Origin of the sequence: Nocardioides sp. zg-1308 (genome assembly GCF_013155375.1) — a bacterium.
GTDB classification, from domain to species: domain Bacteria; phylum Actinomycetota; class Actinomycetes; order Propionibacteriales; family Nocardioidaceae; genus Nocardioides; species Nocardioides renjunii.
This window is the reverse complement of the sequence record NZ_JABJQY010000002.1, coordinates 1,952,873-1,965,548: the sequence shown is the minus strand read 5'-3', so window position 1 is coordinate 1,965,548 and position 12,676 is coordinate 1,952,873. Positions and strand designations below refer to the sequence as shown.

22 protein-coding genes are annotated in these 12,676 nt (G+C 69.0%); 1 reads left to right on the top strand and 21 read right to left on the bottom strand.

Annotated elements, in window-relative coordinates:
• Positions 1 to 45: 45 nt before the first annotated feature.
• The 18 genes from rplR to rpsJ form a co-directional block, all read right to left on the bottom strand.
• The gene (gene rplR, locus HN031_RS11245) at positions 46 to 429 is read right to left on the bottom strand and encodes a 50S ribosomal protein L18 (RefSeq protein ID WP_172269892.1); all 384 of its coding nucleotides are present in this window, start codon (positions 427 to 429) and stop codon (positions 46 to 48) included.
• A gap of 1 nt (position 430) precedes the next feature.
• Positions 431 to 973, bottom strand: a complete 543-nt coding sequence (rplF, locus tag HN031_RS11240) for a 50S ribosomal protein L6 (RefSeq protein ID WP_172269890.1) — start codon at positions 971 to 973, stop codon at positions 431 to 433.
• A 34-nt stretch (positions 974 to 1,007) separates the two neighbouring features.
• Positions 1,008 to 1,427 (bottom strand): 30S ribosomal protein S8, encoded by a 420-nt coding sequence (gene rpsH / locus HN031_RS11235; RefSeq protein WP_172269888.1) that lies wholly within the window; start codon positions 1,425 to 1,427, stop codon positions 1,008 to 1,010.
• A gap of 86 nt (positions 1,428 to 1,513) precedes the next feature.
• A complete protein-coding gene (locus tag HN031_RS11230; protein WP_056151931.1) occupies positions 1,514 to 1,699 on the bottom strand; it encodes a type Z 30S ribosomal protein S14 in 186 nt (61 codons plus the stop codon).
• 1 nt (position 1,700) lies between these two features.
• Positions 1,701 to 2,267 (bottom strand): 50S ribosomal protein L5, encoded by a 567-nt coding sequence (rplE, locus tag HN031_RS11225; RefSeq protein ID WP_172269887.1) that lies wholly within the window; start codon positions 2,265 to 2,267, stop codon positions 1,701 to 1,703.
• Position 2,268: 1 nt separating this feature from the next.
• Positions 2,269 to 2,622, bottom strand: a complete 354-nt coding sequence (gene rplX / locus HN031_RS11220) for a 50S ribosomal protein L24 (RefSeq protein ID WP_216652108.1) — start codon at positions 2,620 to 2,622, stop codon at positions 2,269 to 2,271.
• A gap of 3 nt (positions 2,623 to 2,625) precedes the next feature.
• Entirely contained in the window at positions 2,626 to 2,994 is a 369-nt protein-coding gene (rplN, locus tag HN031_RS11215) for a 50S ribosomal protein L14 (protein ID WP_056599693.1), read from the bottom strand.
• Between the two features lie 121 nt (positions 2,995 to 3,115).
• Positions 3,116 to 3,409, bottom strand: a complete 294-nt coding sequence (rpsQ, locus tag HN031_RS11210) for a 30S ribosomal protein S17 (protein ID WP_172269883.1) — start codon at positions 3,407 to 3,409, stop codon at positions 3,116 to 3,118.
• Positions 3,406 to 3,648, bottom strand: a complete 243-nt coding sequence (gene rpmC / locus HN031_RS11205) for a 50S ribosomal protein L29 (protein WP_216652107.1) — start codon at positions 3,646 to 3,648, stop codon at positions 3,406 to 3,408. The genes rpsQ and rpmC overlap by 4 nt, the downstream gene beginning before the upstream one ends.
• Positions 3,648 to 4,067, bottom strand: coding sequence for a 50S ribosomal protein L16 (gene rplP / locus HN031_RS11200; RefSeq protein ID WP_172269881.1), 420 nt, complete (start codon positions 4,065 to 4,067; stop codon positions 3,648 to 3,650). The genes rpmC and rplP overlap by 1 nt, the downstream gene beginning before the upstream one ends.
• A gap of 4 nt (positions 4,068 to 4,071) precedes the next feature.
• Positions 4,072 to 4,890 carry a 30S ribosomal protein S3 gene (gene rpsC / locus HN031_RS11195; RefSeq protein ID WP_172269879.1) on the bottom strand — a complete coding sequence of 273 codons (819 nt, stop codon included), beginning with the start codon at positions 4,888 to 4,890 and terminating at the stop codon, positions 4,072 to 4,074.
• Positions 4,890 to 5,333 carry a 50S ribosomal protein L22 gene (rplV, locus tag HN031_RS11190; protein WP_172269877.1) on the bottom strand — a complete coding sequence of 148 codons (444 nt, stop codon included), beginning with the start codon at positions 5,331 to 5,333 and terminating at the stop codon, positions 4,890 to 4,892. Before rplV ends, rpsC begins: the two co-directional genes overlap by 1 nt.
• A complete protein-coding gene (gene rpsS / locus HN031_RS11185) occupies positions 5,330 to 5,611 on the bottom strand; it encodes a 30S ribosomal protein S19 (protein WP_056906592.1) in 282 nt (93 codons plus the stop codon). Before rpsS ends, rplV begins: the two co-directional genes overlap by 4 nt.
• Before the next feature lie 5 nt (positions 5,612 to 5,616).
• Complete coding sequence (gene rplB / locus HN031_RS11180; RefSeq protein ID WP_172269875.1) at positions 5,617 to 6,453, bottom strand: 50S ribosomal protein L2; 837 nt, start codon at positions 6,451 to 6,453, stop codon at positions 5,617 to 5,619.
• Between the two features lie 24 nt (positions 6,454 to 6,477).
• The gene (gene rplW / locus HN031_RS11175; RefSeq protein WP_172269873.1) at positions 6,478 to 6,783 is read right to left on the bottom strand and encodes a 50S ribosomal protein L23; all 306 of its coding nucleotides are present in this window, start codon (positions 6,781 to 6,783) and stop codon (positions 6,478 to 6,480) included.
• On the bottom strand, positions 6,780 to 7,649 hold the full coding sequence (rplD, locus tag HN031_RS11170; protein WP_172269871.1) for a 50S ribosomal protein L4: 870 nt from the start codon (positions 7,647 to 7,649) through the stop codon (positions 6,780 to 6,782). Before rplD ends, rplW begins: the two co-directional genes overlap by 4 nt.
• Before the next feature lie 2 nt (positions 7,650 to 7,651).
• Positions 7,652 to 8,329, bottom strand: a complete 678-nt coding sequence (rplC, locus tag HN031_RS11165) for a 50S ribosomal protein L3 (RefSeq protein WP_172269869.1) — start codon at positions 8,327 to 8,329, stop codon at positions 7,652 to 7,654.
• Positions 8,330 to 8,337: 8 nt separating this feature from the next.
• Positions 8,338 to 8,646 (bottom strand): 30S ribosomal protein S10, encoded by a 309-nt coding sequence (gene rpsJ / locus HN031_RS11160; protein WP_008360994.1) that lies wholly within the window; start codon positions 8,644 to 8,646, stop codon positions 8,338 to 8,340.
• Between the two features lie 501 nt (positions 8,647 to 9,147).
• On the opposite strand from rpsJ, the gene HN031_RS11155 reads away from it, so the two are divergent.
• On the top strand, positions 9,148 to 9,531 hold the full coding sequence (locus tag HN031_RS11155; protein ID WP_172269867.1) for a hypothetical protein: 384 nt from the start codon (positions 9,148 to 9,150) through the stop codon (positions 9,529 to 9,531).
• On the opposite strand, the gene HN031_RS11150 is transcribed toward HN031_RS11155, so the two are convergent.
• The 3 genes from HN031_RS11150 to HN031_RS11140 all read right to left on the bottom strand — a co-directional run bounded on the left by HN031_RS11150 (position 9,484) and on the right by HN031_RS11140 (position 12,512).
• Entirely contained in the window at positions 9,484 to 10,257 is a 774-nt protein-coding gene (locus HN031_RS11150) for a tRNA (guanosine(46)-N(7))-methyltransferase TrmB (RefSeq protein ID WP_322424892.1), read from the bottom strand. The genes HN031_RS11155 and HN031_RS11150 overlap by 48 nt on opposite strands.
• A gap of 408 nt (positions 10,258 to 10,665) precedes the next feature.
• Positions 10,666 to 12,057 (bottom strand): aspartate aminotransferase family protein, encoded by a 1,392-nt coding sequence (locus tag HN031_RS11145; protein ID WP_172269865.1) that lies wholly within the window; start codon positions 12,055 to 12,057, stop codon positions 10,666 to 10,668.
• Positions 12,054 to 12,512, bottom strand: coding sequence for an Lrp/AsnC family transcriptional regulator (locus HN031_RS11140; protein ID WP_172269863.1), 459 nt, complete (start codon positions 12,510 to 12,512; stop codon positions 12,054 to 12,056). The genes HN031_RS11145 and HN031_RS11140 overlap by 4 nt, the downstream gene beginning before the upstream one ends.
• Positions 12,513 to 12,676: the final 164 nt, after the last annotated feature.

Here is a 12,676-nt window from a genome sequence, read left to right as displayed (position 1 = left end):
AGATGTGCTCCATATCTAAGTTCTCTCTCTGGTCGCGGTGGGCGATCAGAAGGACAATCCGCCCTCCCGGGCGGCATCGGCGAGGGCCGCGATGCGACCGTGGTACTTGTTGCCGGCGCGGTCGAAGACGACGCCCTCGATGCCTGCCGCCTTGGCGCGCGAGGCCACGAGCTCCCCGACCTTCTTGGCCTGGGCGGTCTTGTCGCCACCGCCGGTGCGGACGTCCTTCTCCATGGAGGAGGCGTACGCGACCGTGGTGCCGGCGAGGTCGTCGACGACCTGCACCGTGATGTGGCGCGCGGACCGGGTCACGACCAGGCGCGGACGCTCGGTGGTGCCGTGGATCCGCTTGCGGCCCCGCGCCTGACGGCGCAGGCGCGCACGGACCCGCGTGGCGGTGTGCTTGTTGTTGGACAGCGAGATCGCCATGTCACTTACCGGCCTTTCCGACCTTGCGGCGGATGTGCTCGCCGGCGTAGCGCACGCCCTTGCCCTTGTAGGGCTCAGGCTTGCGGAGCTTGCGGATCTTGGCCGCAACCTCGCCGACGAGCTGCTTGTCGATGCCGACGACACCGAGCTTGGTCGGGCCCTCGACGGTGAAGGTGATGCCCTCGGGGGCGTCGAAGATGATCGGGTGCGAGTAGCCGAGCTGGAACTCCAGCTGGGTCGGACCCTTGGGCAGGACGCGGTAGCCCACGCCCACGATCTCGAGCTTCTTCTCGTAGCCCTCGGTGACGCCCACCACCATGTTGTTGATGAGCGTGCGGGTCAGGCCGTGCAGCGAGCGGCTGGTGCGCTCGTCGTCGGGCCGGTTGACCTCGAGGATGCCGTCCTCGCCCTTGGCGACCGTGATCGGCGCGGCGATGGTGTGCGACAGGGTGCCCTTGGGGCCCTTGACGGTCACCAGCGACTGGTCGATCGCGACGTCGACACCGGACGGGACCGCGATGGGGAGCTTGCCAATGCGCGACATGCTTCTCTCTCTTCCTGGTCTCAGTTGGTCCGGGTCACCAGACGTAGGCGAGGACTTCGCCGCCCACGCCCTTCTGGTTCGCCTGGCGGTCGGTCAGCAGGCCCTGCGACGTCGAGATGATCGCGACGCCGAGGCCACCGAGGACCTTGGGCAGGCTGGTGTGCTTGGCGTAGACGCGCAGGCCGGGCTTGCTGATGCGGCGGACACCCGCGATCGAGCGCTCCCGGTTACGGCCGTACTTGAGGGTGACGGTCAGGGTCTTGCCGACGGCGGGCTCGCCCTCGGCGGACACGTTGTCCGCGACGTCGTAGGAGGTGATGTAGCCCTCCTGCTTGAGGATCTCCGCGAGGCCGGCCTTCATCTTGCTGTAAGGCATCGACACCACGTCGTGGTACGCCTGGTTGGCGTTGCGCAGACGAGTGAGCATGTCTGCGATCGGGTCAGTCATCGTCATGATGTGGTTCTTTCTCGTCGTGGTTTCGAGCGGCTCGCGGCCGGCCGACCTTCAACGTGTTGAGGTGGTGAGCGAGGGGACCGAGGTCACCAGGAGGACTTGGTCACGCCGGGCAGCTCGCCGCGGTGGGCCATCTCGCGCAGGCAGATGCGGCACAGGCCGAACTTGCGGTAGACGGACTTCGGGCGACCGCAGCGCTGGCAGCGGGTGTAGCCGCGGACGGCGAACTTCGGCTTGCGAGCGGCCTTGACCTTGAGAGCAGTCTTCGCCATGTCAGTTCTCCTTGAACGGGAAGCCGAGCTGCTTGAGCAGCGCGCGGCCCTCGTCGTCGTTGGTGGCGGTGGTCACGACGGTGATGTCCATGCCGCGGGACCGGTCGATCCTGTCCTGGTTGATCTCGTGGAACATGACCTGCTCGGTGAGACCGAAGGTGTAGTTGCCGCGACCGTCGAACTGCTTGGGCGAGAGCCCACGGAAGTCACGGATGCGGGGCAGCGCCAGGGACAGCAGCCGGTCCAGGAACTCCCACATGCGGTCGCCGCGCAGCGTGACGTGCGCACCGATCGGCATGCCCTCGCGCAGCTTGAACTGCGCGATGGACTTGCGGGCCTTGGTGACGGCCGGCTTCTGGCCGGTGATCGCGGTGAGGTCGCGGATCGCGCCCTCGATCAGCTTGGAGTCGCGAGCCGCCTCGCCGACGCCCATGTTGACCACGATCTTGGTCAGGCCGGGCACCTGCATGATGTTGGCGATGTCGAACTCGGTGCGCAGGGCGGGGACGATCTCCTCGCGGTAGCGCGCCTTGAGACGGGGAATCTCAGTGGTCTGGGTCTCGGCCATCTCAGATCTCCTTGCCGGTCTTGCGGGACACGCGGACCGAGCGGCTGGCGGCGTAGGTCGAGCCGTCGGGACGGCGCTTGGTGACCTCGTCGCGGCGGAAACCGACGCGGGTGACGCCGTCGTCCTCGACGAGCATCACGTTGGAGACGTGGATGGGCGCCTCGCGGGTGATGATGCCGCCGGTGGTGTTGGTCTGCTGGACGGACTTGGTGTGGCGCTTGACGAGGTTGACACCCTCGACGATCACGCGGCTCTCCTCGCGGAGCACCGAGATGACCTTGCCCTGGGCACCCTTGTCCTTGCCGGCGATCACCTTGACGGTGTCGCCCTTCTTGATGTTCATGTCCTTACCCATCTCTCACAGCACCTCCGGGGCGAGCGAGATGATCTTCATGAAGCGCTTCTCGCGCAGCTCGCGGCCCACGGGGCCGAAGATGCGGGTGCCGCGCGGCTCGCCGTCGTTCTTGAGGATGACGGCGGCGTTCTCGTCGAAGCGGATGTAGGAACCGTCGGCGCGGCGACGCTCCTTGACGGTGCGTACGACCACGGCCTTGACGACGTCGCCCTTCTTGACGTTGCCACCGGGGATCGCGTCCTTGACGGTGGCGACGATGACGTCACCGATGCCGGCGTAGCGACGGCCAGAGCCACCGAGAACACGGATGCAGAGGATCTCCTTCGCACCGGTGTTGTCGGCGACCTTGAGTCGCGACTCCTGCTGGATCATTGATTTCTCCTGGTTGTCGAGCTGGTTCTCCCAGCCCTCGCGGGGCGGGAGCCTGGCCGAACTGGTGGGGTTCTGGTGGTGCTGGGGCGGTGGGGCGAGCGGGGCTCACCTCACCGCGGGATCACTTGGCCTTCTCGAGGACCTCGACGAGCCGCCAGCGCTTGGTGGCGGACAGCGGGCGGGTCTCCATGATCAGGACCCGGTCGCCGATGCCGCACTGGTTAGTCTCGTCGTGGGCCTTCAGGCGCGACGTCTTGCGCAGCACCTTGCCGTAGAGCGCGTGCTTCACGCGGTCCTCGACAGCGACGACGATGGTCTTGTCCATCTTGTCGCTCACCACGAGGCCCTCGCGGACCTTGCGCTGGTTGCGCTCGGCGGCCTCGGTCGCCGTATTCTCGCTCGAGTTCTCGCTCATGCCTTCGCCTCTTCGTTGGTGCCCGGCGTGGTGCGGATGCCGAGCTCGCGCTCGCGGACCACGGTGTAGATGCGGGCGATGTCCTTCTTGACCGTGCGCAGCCGGCCGTGGCTCTCCAGCTGGCCGGTGGCCGCCTGGAACCGGAGGTTGAACAGCTCCTCCTTGGCCTCGCGCAGCTTCGCCTCCAGGTCGGTGGCGGTGAGCTCGTCGAGCTCGTGGGCGTTCAGCTTGGTAGCCATCAGAATTCACCGGCCTCTCGGGAGATGAACCGGCACTTCATCGGGAGCTTGTGCATCGCGCGGCGCATGGCCTCGCGGGCAGTGATCTCGTCGACGCCGGAGAGTTCGAACATGACGCGGCCGGGCTTGACGTTGGCGACCCACCACTCGGGCGAGCCCTTGCCCGAGCCCATGCGGGTCTCGGCCGGCTTCTTGGTCAGCGGGCGGTCCGGGTAGATGTTGATCCAGACCTTGCCGCCACGCTTGATGTGACGGGTCATGGCGATACGGGCCGACTCGATCTGCCGGTTGGTCACGTAGTGACCCTCGATCGCCTGGATGCCGAAGTCACCGAAGGCCAGCGTGGTGCCGCCCTTGGCGACGCCACGGCGCTTGGGGTGGTGCTGCTTGCGGTGCTTGACGCGACGGGGCATCAACATGAGGTCAGGCCTCCTGTCCGGTGCTCGGTGCTGCCTCGGCGGCCGGGGCCGCTGACGAGTCAGCGGTGCCCTCGGTGCGAGGAGCGCGGTCGCCGCGCGAGCCACGGCTCGGACGGTCGCCGCCACGGGTGTTGGGACGACCACCGCGGCCGGGGGCACCGGCGCGGGCGGCCTGCTGGGCCTGGCGCTCGGCACGGGTGCCGGCAACCTCGCCCTTGTAGATCCACACCTTGACGCCGATGCGACCGAAGGTGGTGCGGGCCTCGTAGAAGCCGTAGTCGATGTCGGCACGGAGCGTGTGCAGGGGCACGCGGCCCTCGCGGTAGAACTCGGTGCGCGACATCTCGGCGCCGTTGAGGCGACCCGAGCACTGGATCCGGATGCCCTTGGCACCCGAGCGCATCGAGGTCTGCATCGCCTTGCGCATGGCGCGACGGAACTGCACGCGGCCCGAGAGCTGCTCGGCGACGCCCTGGGCGACCAGCTGCGCGTCCACCTCGGGGTTCTTCACCTCGAGGATGTTGAGCTGCACCTGCTTGCCCGTGAGCTTCTCGAGCTCGCCGCGGATGCGGTCGGCCTCGGCGCCACGGCGGCCGATGACGATGCCCGGACGCGCGGTGTGGATGTCCACCCGGACGCGGTCGCGGGTGCGCTCGATCTCGACCTTGGAGATGCCGGCCCGCTCCATGCCCTTGGAGAGCAGCTTGCGGATCGCGACGTCCTCACCGACGTACGATTTGTAGAGCTTGTCGGCGTACCACCGGCTCTTGTGGTCGGTGGAGATGCCCAGGCGGAACCCGTTCGGGTTGATCTTCTGGCCCATCAGGCACCCCTTCCGTTCTTGTTGGCGCGACCGTTCTTCACGGTGATCGCGTCGGCCGGCTGCACCGCCAGGGTGATGTGGCTGGTGCGCTTGTTGATGCGGGTCGCCCGACCCTGGGCACGCGGACGCCAACGCTTCATCGTCGGGCCCTCGTCGACCATGGCGACGGAGAGGACCAGGTCGGCCCGGTTGAGGCCCTCGGTCGTCTCGGCGTTGGCGACGGCGCTCTCCAGCACCTTGTAGACGGTCTCGGAGGCGGCCTGCGGCGCGAACTGCAGCAGGGTCAGGGCCTCGTCGACCTGGAGGCCGCGGACCATGTCGACGACACGGCGGGCCTTCATCGGAGTGATCCGCACGTAGCGTGCGCTGGCGAACGCGCCCGGCTGGTCGCCGAGCAGCGACTCGCGGCGCGCACTGGTGCGGCTGCGCTCGGTGGTGCTCATCGACGGCGTCCCTTCCGGTCTTCCTTGACGTGCCCGCGGTAGGTGCGGGTGGGGGCGAACTCCCCGAGCTTGTGGCCGACCATCGAGTCGGTCACGAAGACGGGGACGTGCTTGCGGCCGTCGTGGACGGCGATGGTGTGACCGATCATGTCGGGCACGATCATCGACCGGCGCGACCAGGTCTTGATGACGTTGTGCGAGCCCTTCTCGTTCTCGGCGTCCACCTTCTTCTGCAGGTGGCCGTCCACGAAGGGGCCCTTCTTGAGGCTACGAGGCATGTCGGTTACTTCCTACCCTTGCCGGACTTGCGACGACGGATGATCTGGGAGTCGCTGGCCTTGCGCTTGCGCGTCCGGCCCTCGGGCTTGCCCCACGGGGAGACCGGGTGGCGACCACCGGAGGTCTTGCCCTCGCCACCACCGTGCGGGTGGTCGACCGGGTTCATGACGACACCACGGACGGTCGGGCGCTTGCCCTTCCAGCGCATGCGGCCGGCCTTGCCCCAGTTGATGTTCGACTGCTCGGCGTTGCCGACCTCGCCGACGGTGGCGCGGCAGCGCACGTCGACGAAGCGCATCTCGCCCGACGGCATGCGTAGCGTGGCGCGCGAGCCCTCGCGGGCGACCAGCTGGGCGGAGTTGCCGGCGGAGCGGGCGATCTTCGCACCGCCGCCGGGACGCAGCTCCACGCAGTGGATGGTCGTGCCGACCGGGATGTTGCGCAGCGGCAGGTTGTTGCCGGGCTTGATGTCGGCGTTGGGGCCGGACTCCACGGCGGTGCCCTGGGTCAGGTCCTTCGGCGCGACGATGTAGCGCTTCTCGCCGTCGGCGTAGTGCAGCAGCGCGATGCGGGCGGTGCGGTTGGGGTCGTACTCGATGTGAGCGACCTTGGCCGGCACGCCGTCCTTGTCGTAGCGACGGAAGTCGATGACGCGGTAGGCGCGCTTGTGGCCGCCACCCTGGTGACGCGTGGTGATGCGCCCCTGGTTGTTGCGACCGCCCTTCTTGGGCAGCGGACGCGTCAGCGACTTCTCCGGCGTGGTCCGGGTGATCTCGACGAAGTCGGCCACGGACGAGCCACGACGGCCCGGGGTGGTCGGCTTGTACTTGCGGATAGCCATATCAGTTCCTATTCACCAGCCCGGTCAGGAGACCGGACCTCCGAAGATGTCGATGCGGTGACCCTCGGCGAGGCTGACGATCGCCCGCTTGGTGTTGGGACGCTTGCCCATCCCGTAGCGGGTACGACGCGTCTTGCCCTGGCGGTTGATCGTGTTGACGGAGGTGACCTTGACGTCGAAGACCTTCTCCACCGCGATCTTGATCTCGGTCTTGTTGGCGTCCGGGCGGACGATGAAGGTGTACTTGTTGGCGTCGAGCAGGCCGTAGCTCTTCTCGGACACGACCGGTGCGATCAGGACGTCGCGGTGGTCCTTGTGCAGGGTGCTCACTGGTCGGTCTCCTTCTCGTCGGAGCGGGTCAGCCCGGCGGCCTCGGCGTCCTCGGCGGACTTGAACCAGAAGTCACCGGCCCCGGTGTCGTAGCCGGCGTCGCCCTCGAGGAGGTAGACGCCCGACTCCTGGCCGAGGACGTCGTAGCCCTTGGGGTTCTTGCCGCTCTTGAGCGGGGCCTTGGCGCCGGCCGGCACGGCCGGTTCGTCGGTGGCCTGCTCGGCAGCGGCGGTCTCCTCGGTGACCTCGGCCGTGGTGGCCGTGGCGGCGGAGGCGCCACCCACGAAGACGTCGTAGGCGCCCTTGGTGAACACCACGTCGTCGGAGTTGAGCACGTCGTAGGTGTTGAGCTGGTCGACCGCGACGATGTGGACCTCGGGCGCGTTGCGCAGCGAGAGCCAGGTGATCGCGTCCGAGCGCTCGAGCACCACGAGGTAGCCCACGCGGTCGGTCAGCGAGACCAGCGAGGCGAGCGCGGCCTTGGTGGAGGGCTTGTCGCCCTGCACGAGGCCGTCGACCACGTGCACACGGCCGTTACGGGCCCGGTCGGAGAGGGCACCGCGCAGGGCGGCGGCCTTCATCTTCTTGGGGGTGCGCTGGTCGTAGCTGCGCGGCTGCGGGCCGTGGACGGTGCCACCGCCGGCGAACTGCGGAGCGCGGGTCGAGCCCTGACGGGCGCGGCCGGTGCCCTTCTGCTTGTAGGGCTTGCGGCCACCGCCGCGGACCTCGCCGCGGGTCTTGGTGGCGTGCGTGCCCTGGCGCGCGGCGGCCTGCTGGGCCACGACGACCTGGTGGATCAGGGGGATGTTGACCTCGACGTCGAAGATCTCGGCGGGGAGGTCGACCTGGACGGTCTGGACAGCCATGCTCAGGCCTCCTTGCCAGTGACAGCGGAGCTCTTGGCGGCCGAGCGGAGGACCACGAGGCCACCCTTGGGGCCGGGAACGGCGCCCTTGAGCAGGATGAGGCCCTTGTCGGCGTCGACGGCGTGCACCGTCAGGTTCTGGGTGGTGACCGTGTCGTTGCCCATGCGGCCCGCCATGCGGGTTCCCTTGAACACGCGACCCGGGGTGGCGCAGGCGCCGATCGAGCCGGGCTTGCGGTGGTTGCGGTGGGCACCGTGCGAGGCGGAGACGCCGTGGAAGCCGTGACGCTTCATGACACCGGCGAAGCCCTTGCCCTTGCTGGTGGCGGTGACGTCGATCTCCTCGCCGGCGGCGAAGGTGTCGACGCCGATCTCCTGGCCCACGGTGTAGGCGGAGGCGTCAGCGGTGCGGATCTCCGCCACGTGACGACGCGGGGTGACACCGGCCTTGGTGAAGTGACCGGCCTCGGGCGAGTTGACCTTGCGGGCCTCGATCTCGCCGTAGCCGACCTGGATGGCGTTGTAGCCGTCCACCTCGGGCTGGCGGACCTGGGTCACCACGTTGGTGCTCGCCGCGATGACGGTCACGGGGACGACGCGGTTGTTCTCGTCCCAGAGCTGGGTCATGCCGAGCTTGGTGCCCAGCAGTCCCTTGACGTTGCGTTCGAAAGTCTTTGCCATGTCGCGCCTCAGAGCTTGATCTCGATGTCGACACCGGCAGGCAGGTCGAGACGCATCAGCGAGTCGACGGTCTTCGGCGTCGGGTCGATGATGTCGATCAGGCGCTTGTGGGTGCGCATCTCGAAGTGCTCGCGGGAGTCCTTGTACTTGTGGGGCGAGCGGATCACGCAGTACACGTTCTTCTCGGTCGGCAGCGGCACAGGGCCGGCGACCTTGGCACCCGTACGGGTGACGGTGTCCACGATCTTCCGCGCCGAGGTGTCGATCACCTCGTGGTCATAGGCCTTGAGCCTGATGCGGATCTTCTGTCCCGCCATAGGTCTCTCTCGTCCTCTTCGATCTCGTACGCCTGGTCTCTCGGCGCTCAGCCCCCGTTGGGCGAGCACCGCCTGTTTCTCCTCCACCCTCCGACCCCCGCGGTCGGGCGTGTCGCGCTGGTTACTCGTGACACGACCCCGTGGGGAAGCGGTACTGCTCTGGGTGGCACCCGACGGTCGTCGGATCTGGTCGGGTCTCCGATCAAGAGTTCTCGATCCGGTGCGGCGCACACAGACGACTGGCTCGATCAAAGGAGACGCGATTCAGAAGTCAAGGTGTGCCGCACCCCGGCGACCCGCCGGAGCAACCGGAACATCTTGACAGACTCCGCCTGCCCACGCCAAATCGCAGTGGCGGGATGCCGACCCGTACCCTCCCCGCGGTCGCGGGCGCCTGCGGAAAGCGTACGTCGCGACTCCCGCCGCACCCCCTCGTGACCTGGTCGGGACCTCCGGGCGGGACCTCTTGTGCCGGTGTCGGGGCCGACCTACCGTCGAGGGATGACCGGGCCGGTCGACGCCCTCCTCCTCGCGGTGCTGCTGGGCGCCGGGGCGGCCGTGGTCTGGTACGACCGCGTCCGCCGTGCCTGGCGACGCGTGCACGACCGGGTGTCCCCTCCCCCGCCGACTCCGGACGGTCCCGCGATCGAGGACCTGGCCCGGTCGCTGCGCCGGGTCCGCGCCGAGGTCTTCGCGCCCGCCCCCGGCACGACGATGGCTCGCCGGCGCGGCACCCGGGCAGCGTACGAGGACCTGCTCCTGCAGGCGGCCGTGTGCCTCGGCGTGCCCGACACCCTCAGCGAGGTGCCGGAGGGCACCGACCGGGAGGCGGAGCGGCTACGCCTCGAGCACCTGCTCCGCGAGGCCGGGCTGTCCCTCGACTGACGTGTCGGTGGTGCGCCGGTAGAGGAAGTCGCTGATCTCGCGTCCCACCTCGACCCCCTTGCGCTCGAACCTCGTCACCGGCCGCTCGGCCCAGCGCTCGACCCGGCCGCCCTCGAGCGTCGGCTCGGCGTCGAGGACGTCCTGCATCTGCTCGGCGTAGTCACCCCAGTCGGTGGCCAGCCGCCAGGCACCGCCCGGCACGAGCCGCGAGGAGGCGAGGGCCGCGTTGGCCGGGTTGACCAGGCGCCGCTTGCGGTGCTTGGTCTTGCGCCACGGGTCGGGGAAGAACGTCCACAGCTCGGCGAGGCCGGCGGGCGGGATCAGCTGCTCCAGGGTCCACACGGCGTCCACCGAGCAGAACCGCACGTTGTCGGCGCCCGCCTCCGCGACCCGCCACAGCGAGTCGGCGACGCCGGGACGCCACACCTCCAGCGCCAGGACGTTGTGGTCGGGGCGCGCCGCGGCCAGCACGGCGGTCGCCTCCCCGACGCCCGGGCCGATCTCCACGATCAGGGGCGCCTCGCGGCCGAAGTACTCCACCAGCGAGAAGTCCGGCCGGTCGACGGCCTCGTCGGGGATCACCCAGTCCGCCTGGTGCGCCGCCCACGCCTCGGCCTGCCGCGGGGTGAACCGGTTGCCGCGGCGCGAGTAGGTCAGCACCTCCCGCATCCGCCGCCCGTCCTCGGTGAGCTTGAGGTGCGGTCGGGCGGGGCGTACGTCGGTCACGGGACCATTGTCGCCGCGCAGCGGGCGCTGCGCACATCGGGAGACGGGTTGCTCGTCCGGCTCGCGGCCCGGCCGCCCCGTGCGGGGACGGTGCTGTCTGGCTCGCTTCGCTCGCGTGCTCGGCGCCCTGGAAGACGTCGTCTTCCCTCCTCGGCTTGCTCGCTGCGCCCGGAGGGAGTCCGGACACGGCCACGCCAGCCCACGCGCTCGGGGCCCGCCCACGCTCGCTCCGCCTGGAGGGACTTCGGACCTCCAGCCAGCGACGCCAGCCCACGCGCTCGCCGCCCGACGGTGTCTGGACTGACGAGCGAGCAAGCGTGACGAGCGCAGCGAGGCAGCGCCGTCGAGCGAGGAGGGAGGACACCGTCTTCGGGGGCGGCGAGCACGCGCGAGCGAAGCGAGCGCCATCTAGAGGTGCGCCAGCGCCCCCGTCAGCACCGAGCGCAGCCGCTGCTCGATGTCGTCGAACTCCGGCTGGCCGATGATGAGGGGCGGCGCGAGCTGGATGACCGGGTCGCCCCGGTCGTCGGCGCGGCAGTAGAGGCCGGCCTCCCACAGTGCCCCGGAGAGGTAGCCGCGCAGCAGCCGCTCGGACTCGGCGTCGTCGAAGGTCTCCTTGGTCTCGCGGTCCTTGACCAGCTCGATGCCGTAGAAGTAGCCGTGGCCGCGGACGTCGCCGACGATGGGGACGTCGAGCAGCTTCTCCAGCGTGGAGCGGAACGCCGGGGCGTTGCGCTGGACGTGCTCGGTGAGGCCCTCGCGCTCGAAGATGTCGAGGTTGGCCATGGCGACCGCGGAGGACACGGGGTGGCCGCCGAAGGTGTAGCCGTGGGCGTAGGCGGTGGTGCCGGTGCGGAACGGCTCGAAGAGCCGGTCGCTGGCGATCATGGCGCCGATCGGCGAGTAACCGGACGTCATGCCCTTCGCGCAGGTGATGATGTCGGGCTGGTAGCCGAACTCGGACGCGCCGAACATCTCCCCGACCCGGCCGAACGCGCAGATGACCTCGTCGGAGACGAGCAGGACGTCGTACTGGTCGCAGATCTCGCGCACCCGCTCGAAGTAGCCGGGCGGGGGCGGGAAGCAGCCGCCGGCGTTCTGCACAGGCTCGAGGAAGACGGCGGCGACGGTGTCGGGGCCCTCGAACTCGATGGCCTCCGCGATGCGGTCGGCGGCCCACCGGCCGAACGCCTTCTCGTCGTCGCCCACGAACTCGGGCCGACGGTAGAAGTTGGTGTTGGGCACCTTGTGGGCACCGGGGACGAGCGGCTCGAACATCTCCTTCAGCGGCGGGATGCCGGTGATGGAGAGCGCGCCCTGCGGGGTGCCGTGGTAGGCCACCGCGCGGGAGATGACCTTGTGCTTGTTGGGCTTGCCGGTGAGCTTGAAGTACTGCTTGGCGAGCTTCCAGGCGGACTCGACGGCCTCGCCGCCGCCGGTGGTGAAGAAGACGCGGTTGAGGTCGCCCGGCGCCATCGCGGCGATCCGGTCGGCGAGCTCGACGGCGCGGGGGTGCGCGAAGGACCAGAGCGGGAAGAACGCCAGCTCCTTGGCCTGCTTCGCCGCCGCCTCGGCCAGCTCATCGCGGCCGTGGCCGACCTGCACGACGAAGAGGCCGGCCAGGCCGTCGATGTACTCGCGGCCGTGGCTGTCCCAGATCTTGTGCCCCTCGCCCTTGACGATGAGCGGCATCTCGCCGCCCTTCTCGTAGGTCGAGTGCCGGGTGAAGTGCAACCACAGGTGGTCGCGGCCGGCGGCCTGGTAGTCGAAGGACTCGTGGTCGCTGGACGGCTGGCTCATCGCGTTCCCCAGTTGTAGTGCTGCTTGTTGAGCTTGAGGTAGACGAAGGTCTCCGAGGAGACGACTCCCTCGAGCTCGCGGACGGTTCGGATGACCTCGAGCAGGTGCGGGTCGTCCTCGCACACCACCTCGACGAGGAGGTCGAAGCTGCCGGCGGTGGTGACGACGTAGTCGACCTCGCGGACCTCCGCGAGCCGGTCGCCCACCTTCATCGGGTCGCCCTCGGTGCGGACGCCGATCATCGCCTGCCGGGTGAACCCCACCTGGGTCGGGTCGGTGACGGCGACGACCTGCATCACCTCGGAGTCGAGGAGCTTCTGCACGCGGGCCCGGGCGGCGGCCTCGGAGAGGCCGACGGCCTTCGCGATCGCGGCGTAGGAGATCCGACCGTCCTCCTGGAGGAGCTCGATGATGCGCTTCGCCGTCGCATCCAGCCGCACAGGACCCTCACTCATGCCCACATCGTGCTGTGCCGCGGGACCGAGATGCAAGCCGACCGACGCGGAATCCGCATTTCGCGGCCGTTAATTCTGCGCTTCCGACAGTTTCTTTGCCCGCAACTATGGAGATTGTCCCGTCACCCGTCCTAGTCTCCCCTCACCGCACCCGACCGGGAGGA

Excerpts from the sequence above, each read along its gene's own strand:
- rpsC (WP_172269879.1), bottom strand. The coding sequence starts at position 4,890 with ATGGGCCAGAAGATCAACCCGAACGGGTTCCGCCTGGGCATCTCCACC.
- rplE (WP_172269887.1), bottom strand. The coding sequence starts at position 2,267 with ATGGCCGAGACCCAGACCACTGAGATTCCCCGTCTCAAGGCGCGCTAC.
- rplV (WP_172269877.1), bottom strand. The coding sequence starts at position 5,333 with ATGAGCACCACCGAGCGCAGCCGCACCAGTGCGCGCCGCGAGTCGCTG.
- HN031_RS11145 (WP_172269865.1), bottom strand. The coding sequence starts at position 12,057 with ATGAGCCAGCCGTCCAGCGACCACGAGTCCTTCGACTACCAGGCCGCC.
- rpsS (WP_056906592.1), bottom strand. The coding sequence starts at position 5,611 with ATGCCTCGTAGCCTCAAGAAGGGCCCCTTCGTGGACGGCCACCTGCAG.
- rplP (WP_172269881.1), bottom strand. The coding sequence starts at position 4,067 with ATGTTGATGCCCCGTCGCGTCAAGCACCGCAAGCAGCACCACCCCAAG.
- rplR (WP_172269892.1), bottom strand. The coding sequence starts at position 429 with ATGGCGATCTCGCTGTCCAACAACAAGCACACCGCCACGCGGGTCCGT.
- HN031_RS11140 (WP_172269863.1), bottom strand. The coding sequence starts at position 12,512 with ATGAGTGAGGGTCCTGTGCGGCTGGATGCGACGGCGAAGCGCATCATC.
- rpsH (WP_172269888.1), bottom strand. The coding sequence starts at position 1,427 with ATGACGATGACTGACCCGATCGCAGACATGCTCACTCGTCTGCGCAAC.
- rplD (WP_172269871.1), bottom strand. The coding sequence starts at position 7,649 with ATGGCTGTCCAGACCGTCCAGGTCGACCTCCCCGCCGAGATCTTCGAC.
- rpmC (WP_216652107.1), bottom strand. The coding sequence starts at position 3,648 with ATGGCTACCAAGCTGAACGCCCACGAGCTCGACGAGCTCACCGCCACC.
- rpsJ (WP_008360994.1), bottom strand. The coding sequence starts at position 8,646 with ATGGCGGGACAGAAGATCCGCATCAGGCTCAAGGCCTATGACCACGAG.
- rpsQ (WP_172269883.1), bottom strand. The coding sequence starts at position 3,409 with ATGAGCGAGAACTCGAGCGAGAATACGGCGACCGAGGCCGCCGAGCGC.
- HN031_RS11155 (WP_172269867.1), top strand. The coding sequence starts at position 9,148 with ATGACCGGGCCGGTCGACGCCCTCCTCCTCGCGGTGCTGCTGGGCGCC.
- HN031_RS11230 (WP_056151931.1), bottom strand. The coding sequence starts at position 1,699 with ATGGCGAAGACTGCTCTCAAGGTCAAGGCCGCTCGCAAGCCGAAGTTC.
- rplN (WP_056599693.1), bottom strand. The coding sequence starts at position 2,994 with ATGATCCAGCAGGAGTCGCGACTCAAGGTCGCCGACAACACCGGTGCG.
- rplX (WP_216652108.1), bottom strand. The coding sequence starts at position 2,622 with ATGGGTAAGGACATGAACATCAAGAAGGGCGACACCGTCAAGGTGATC.
- rplF (WP_172269890.1), bottom strand. The coding sequence starts at position 973 with ATGTCGCGCATTGGCAAGCTCCCCATCGCGGTCCCGTCCGGTGTCGAC.
- rplB (WP_172269875.1), bottom strand. The coding sequence starts at position 6,453 with ATGGCTATCCGCAAGTACAAGCCGACCACCCCGGGCCGTCGTGGCTCG.
- rplC (WP_172269869.1), bottom strand. The coding sequence starts at position 8,329 with ATGGCAAAGACTTTCGAACGCAACGTCAAGGGACTGCTGGGCACCAAG.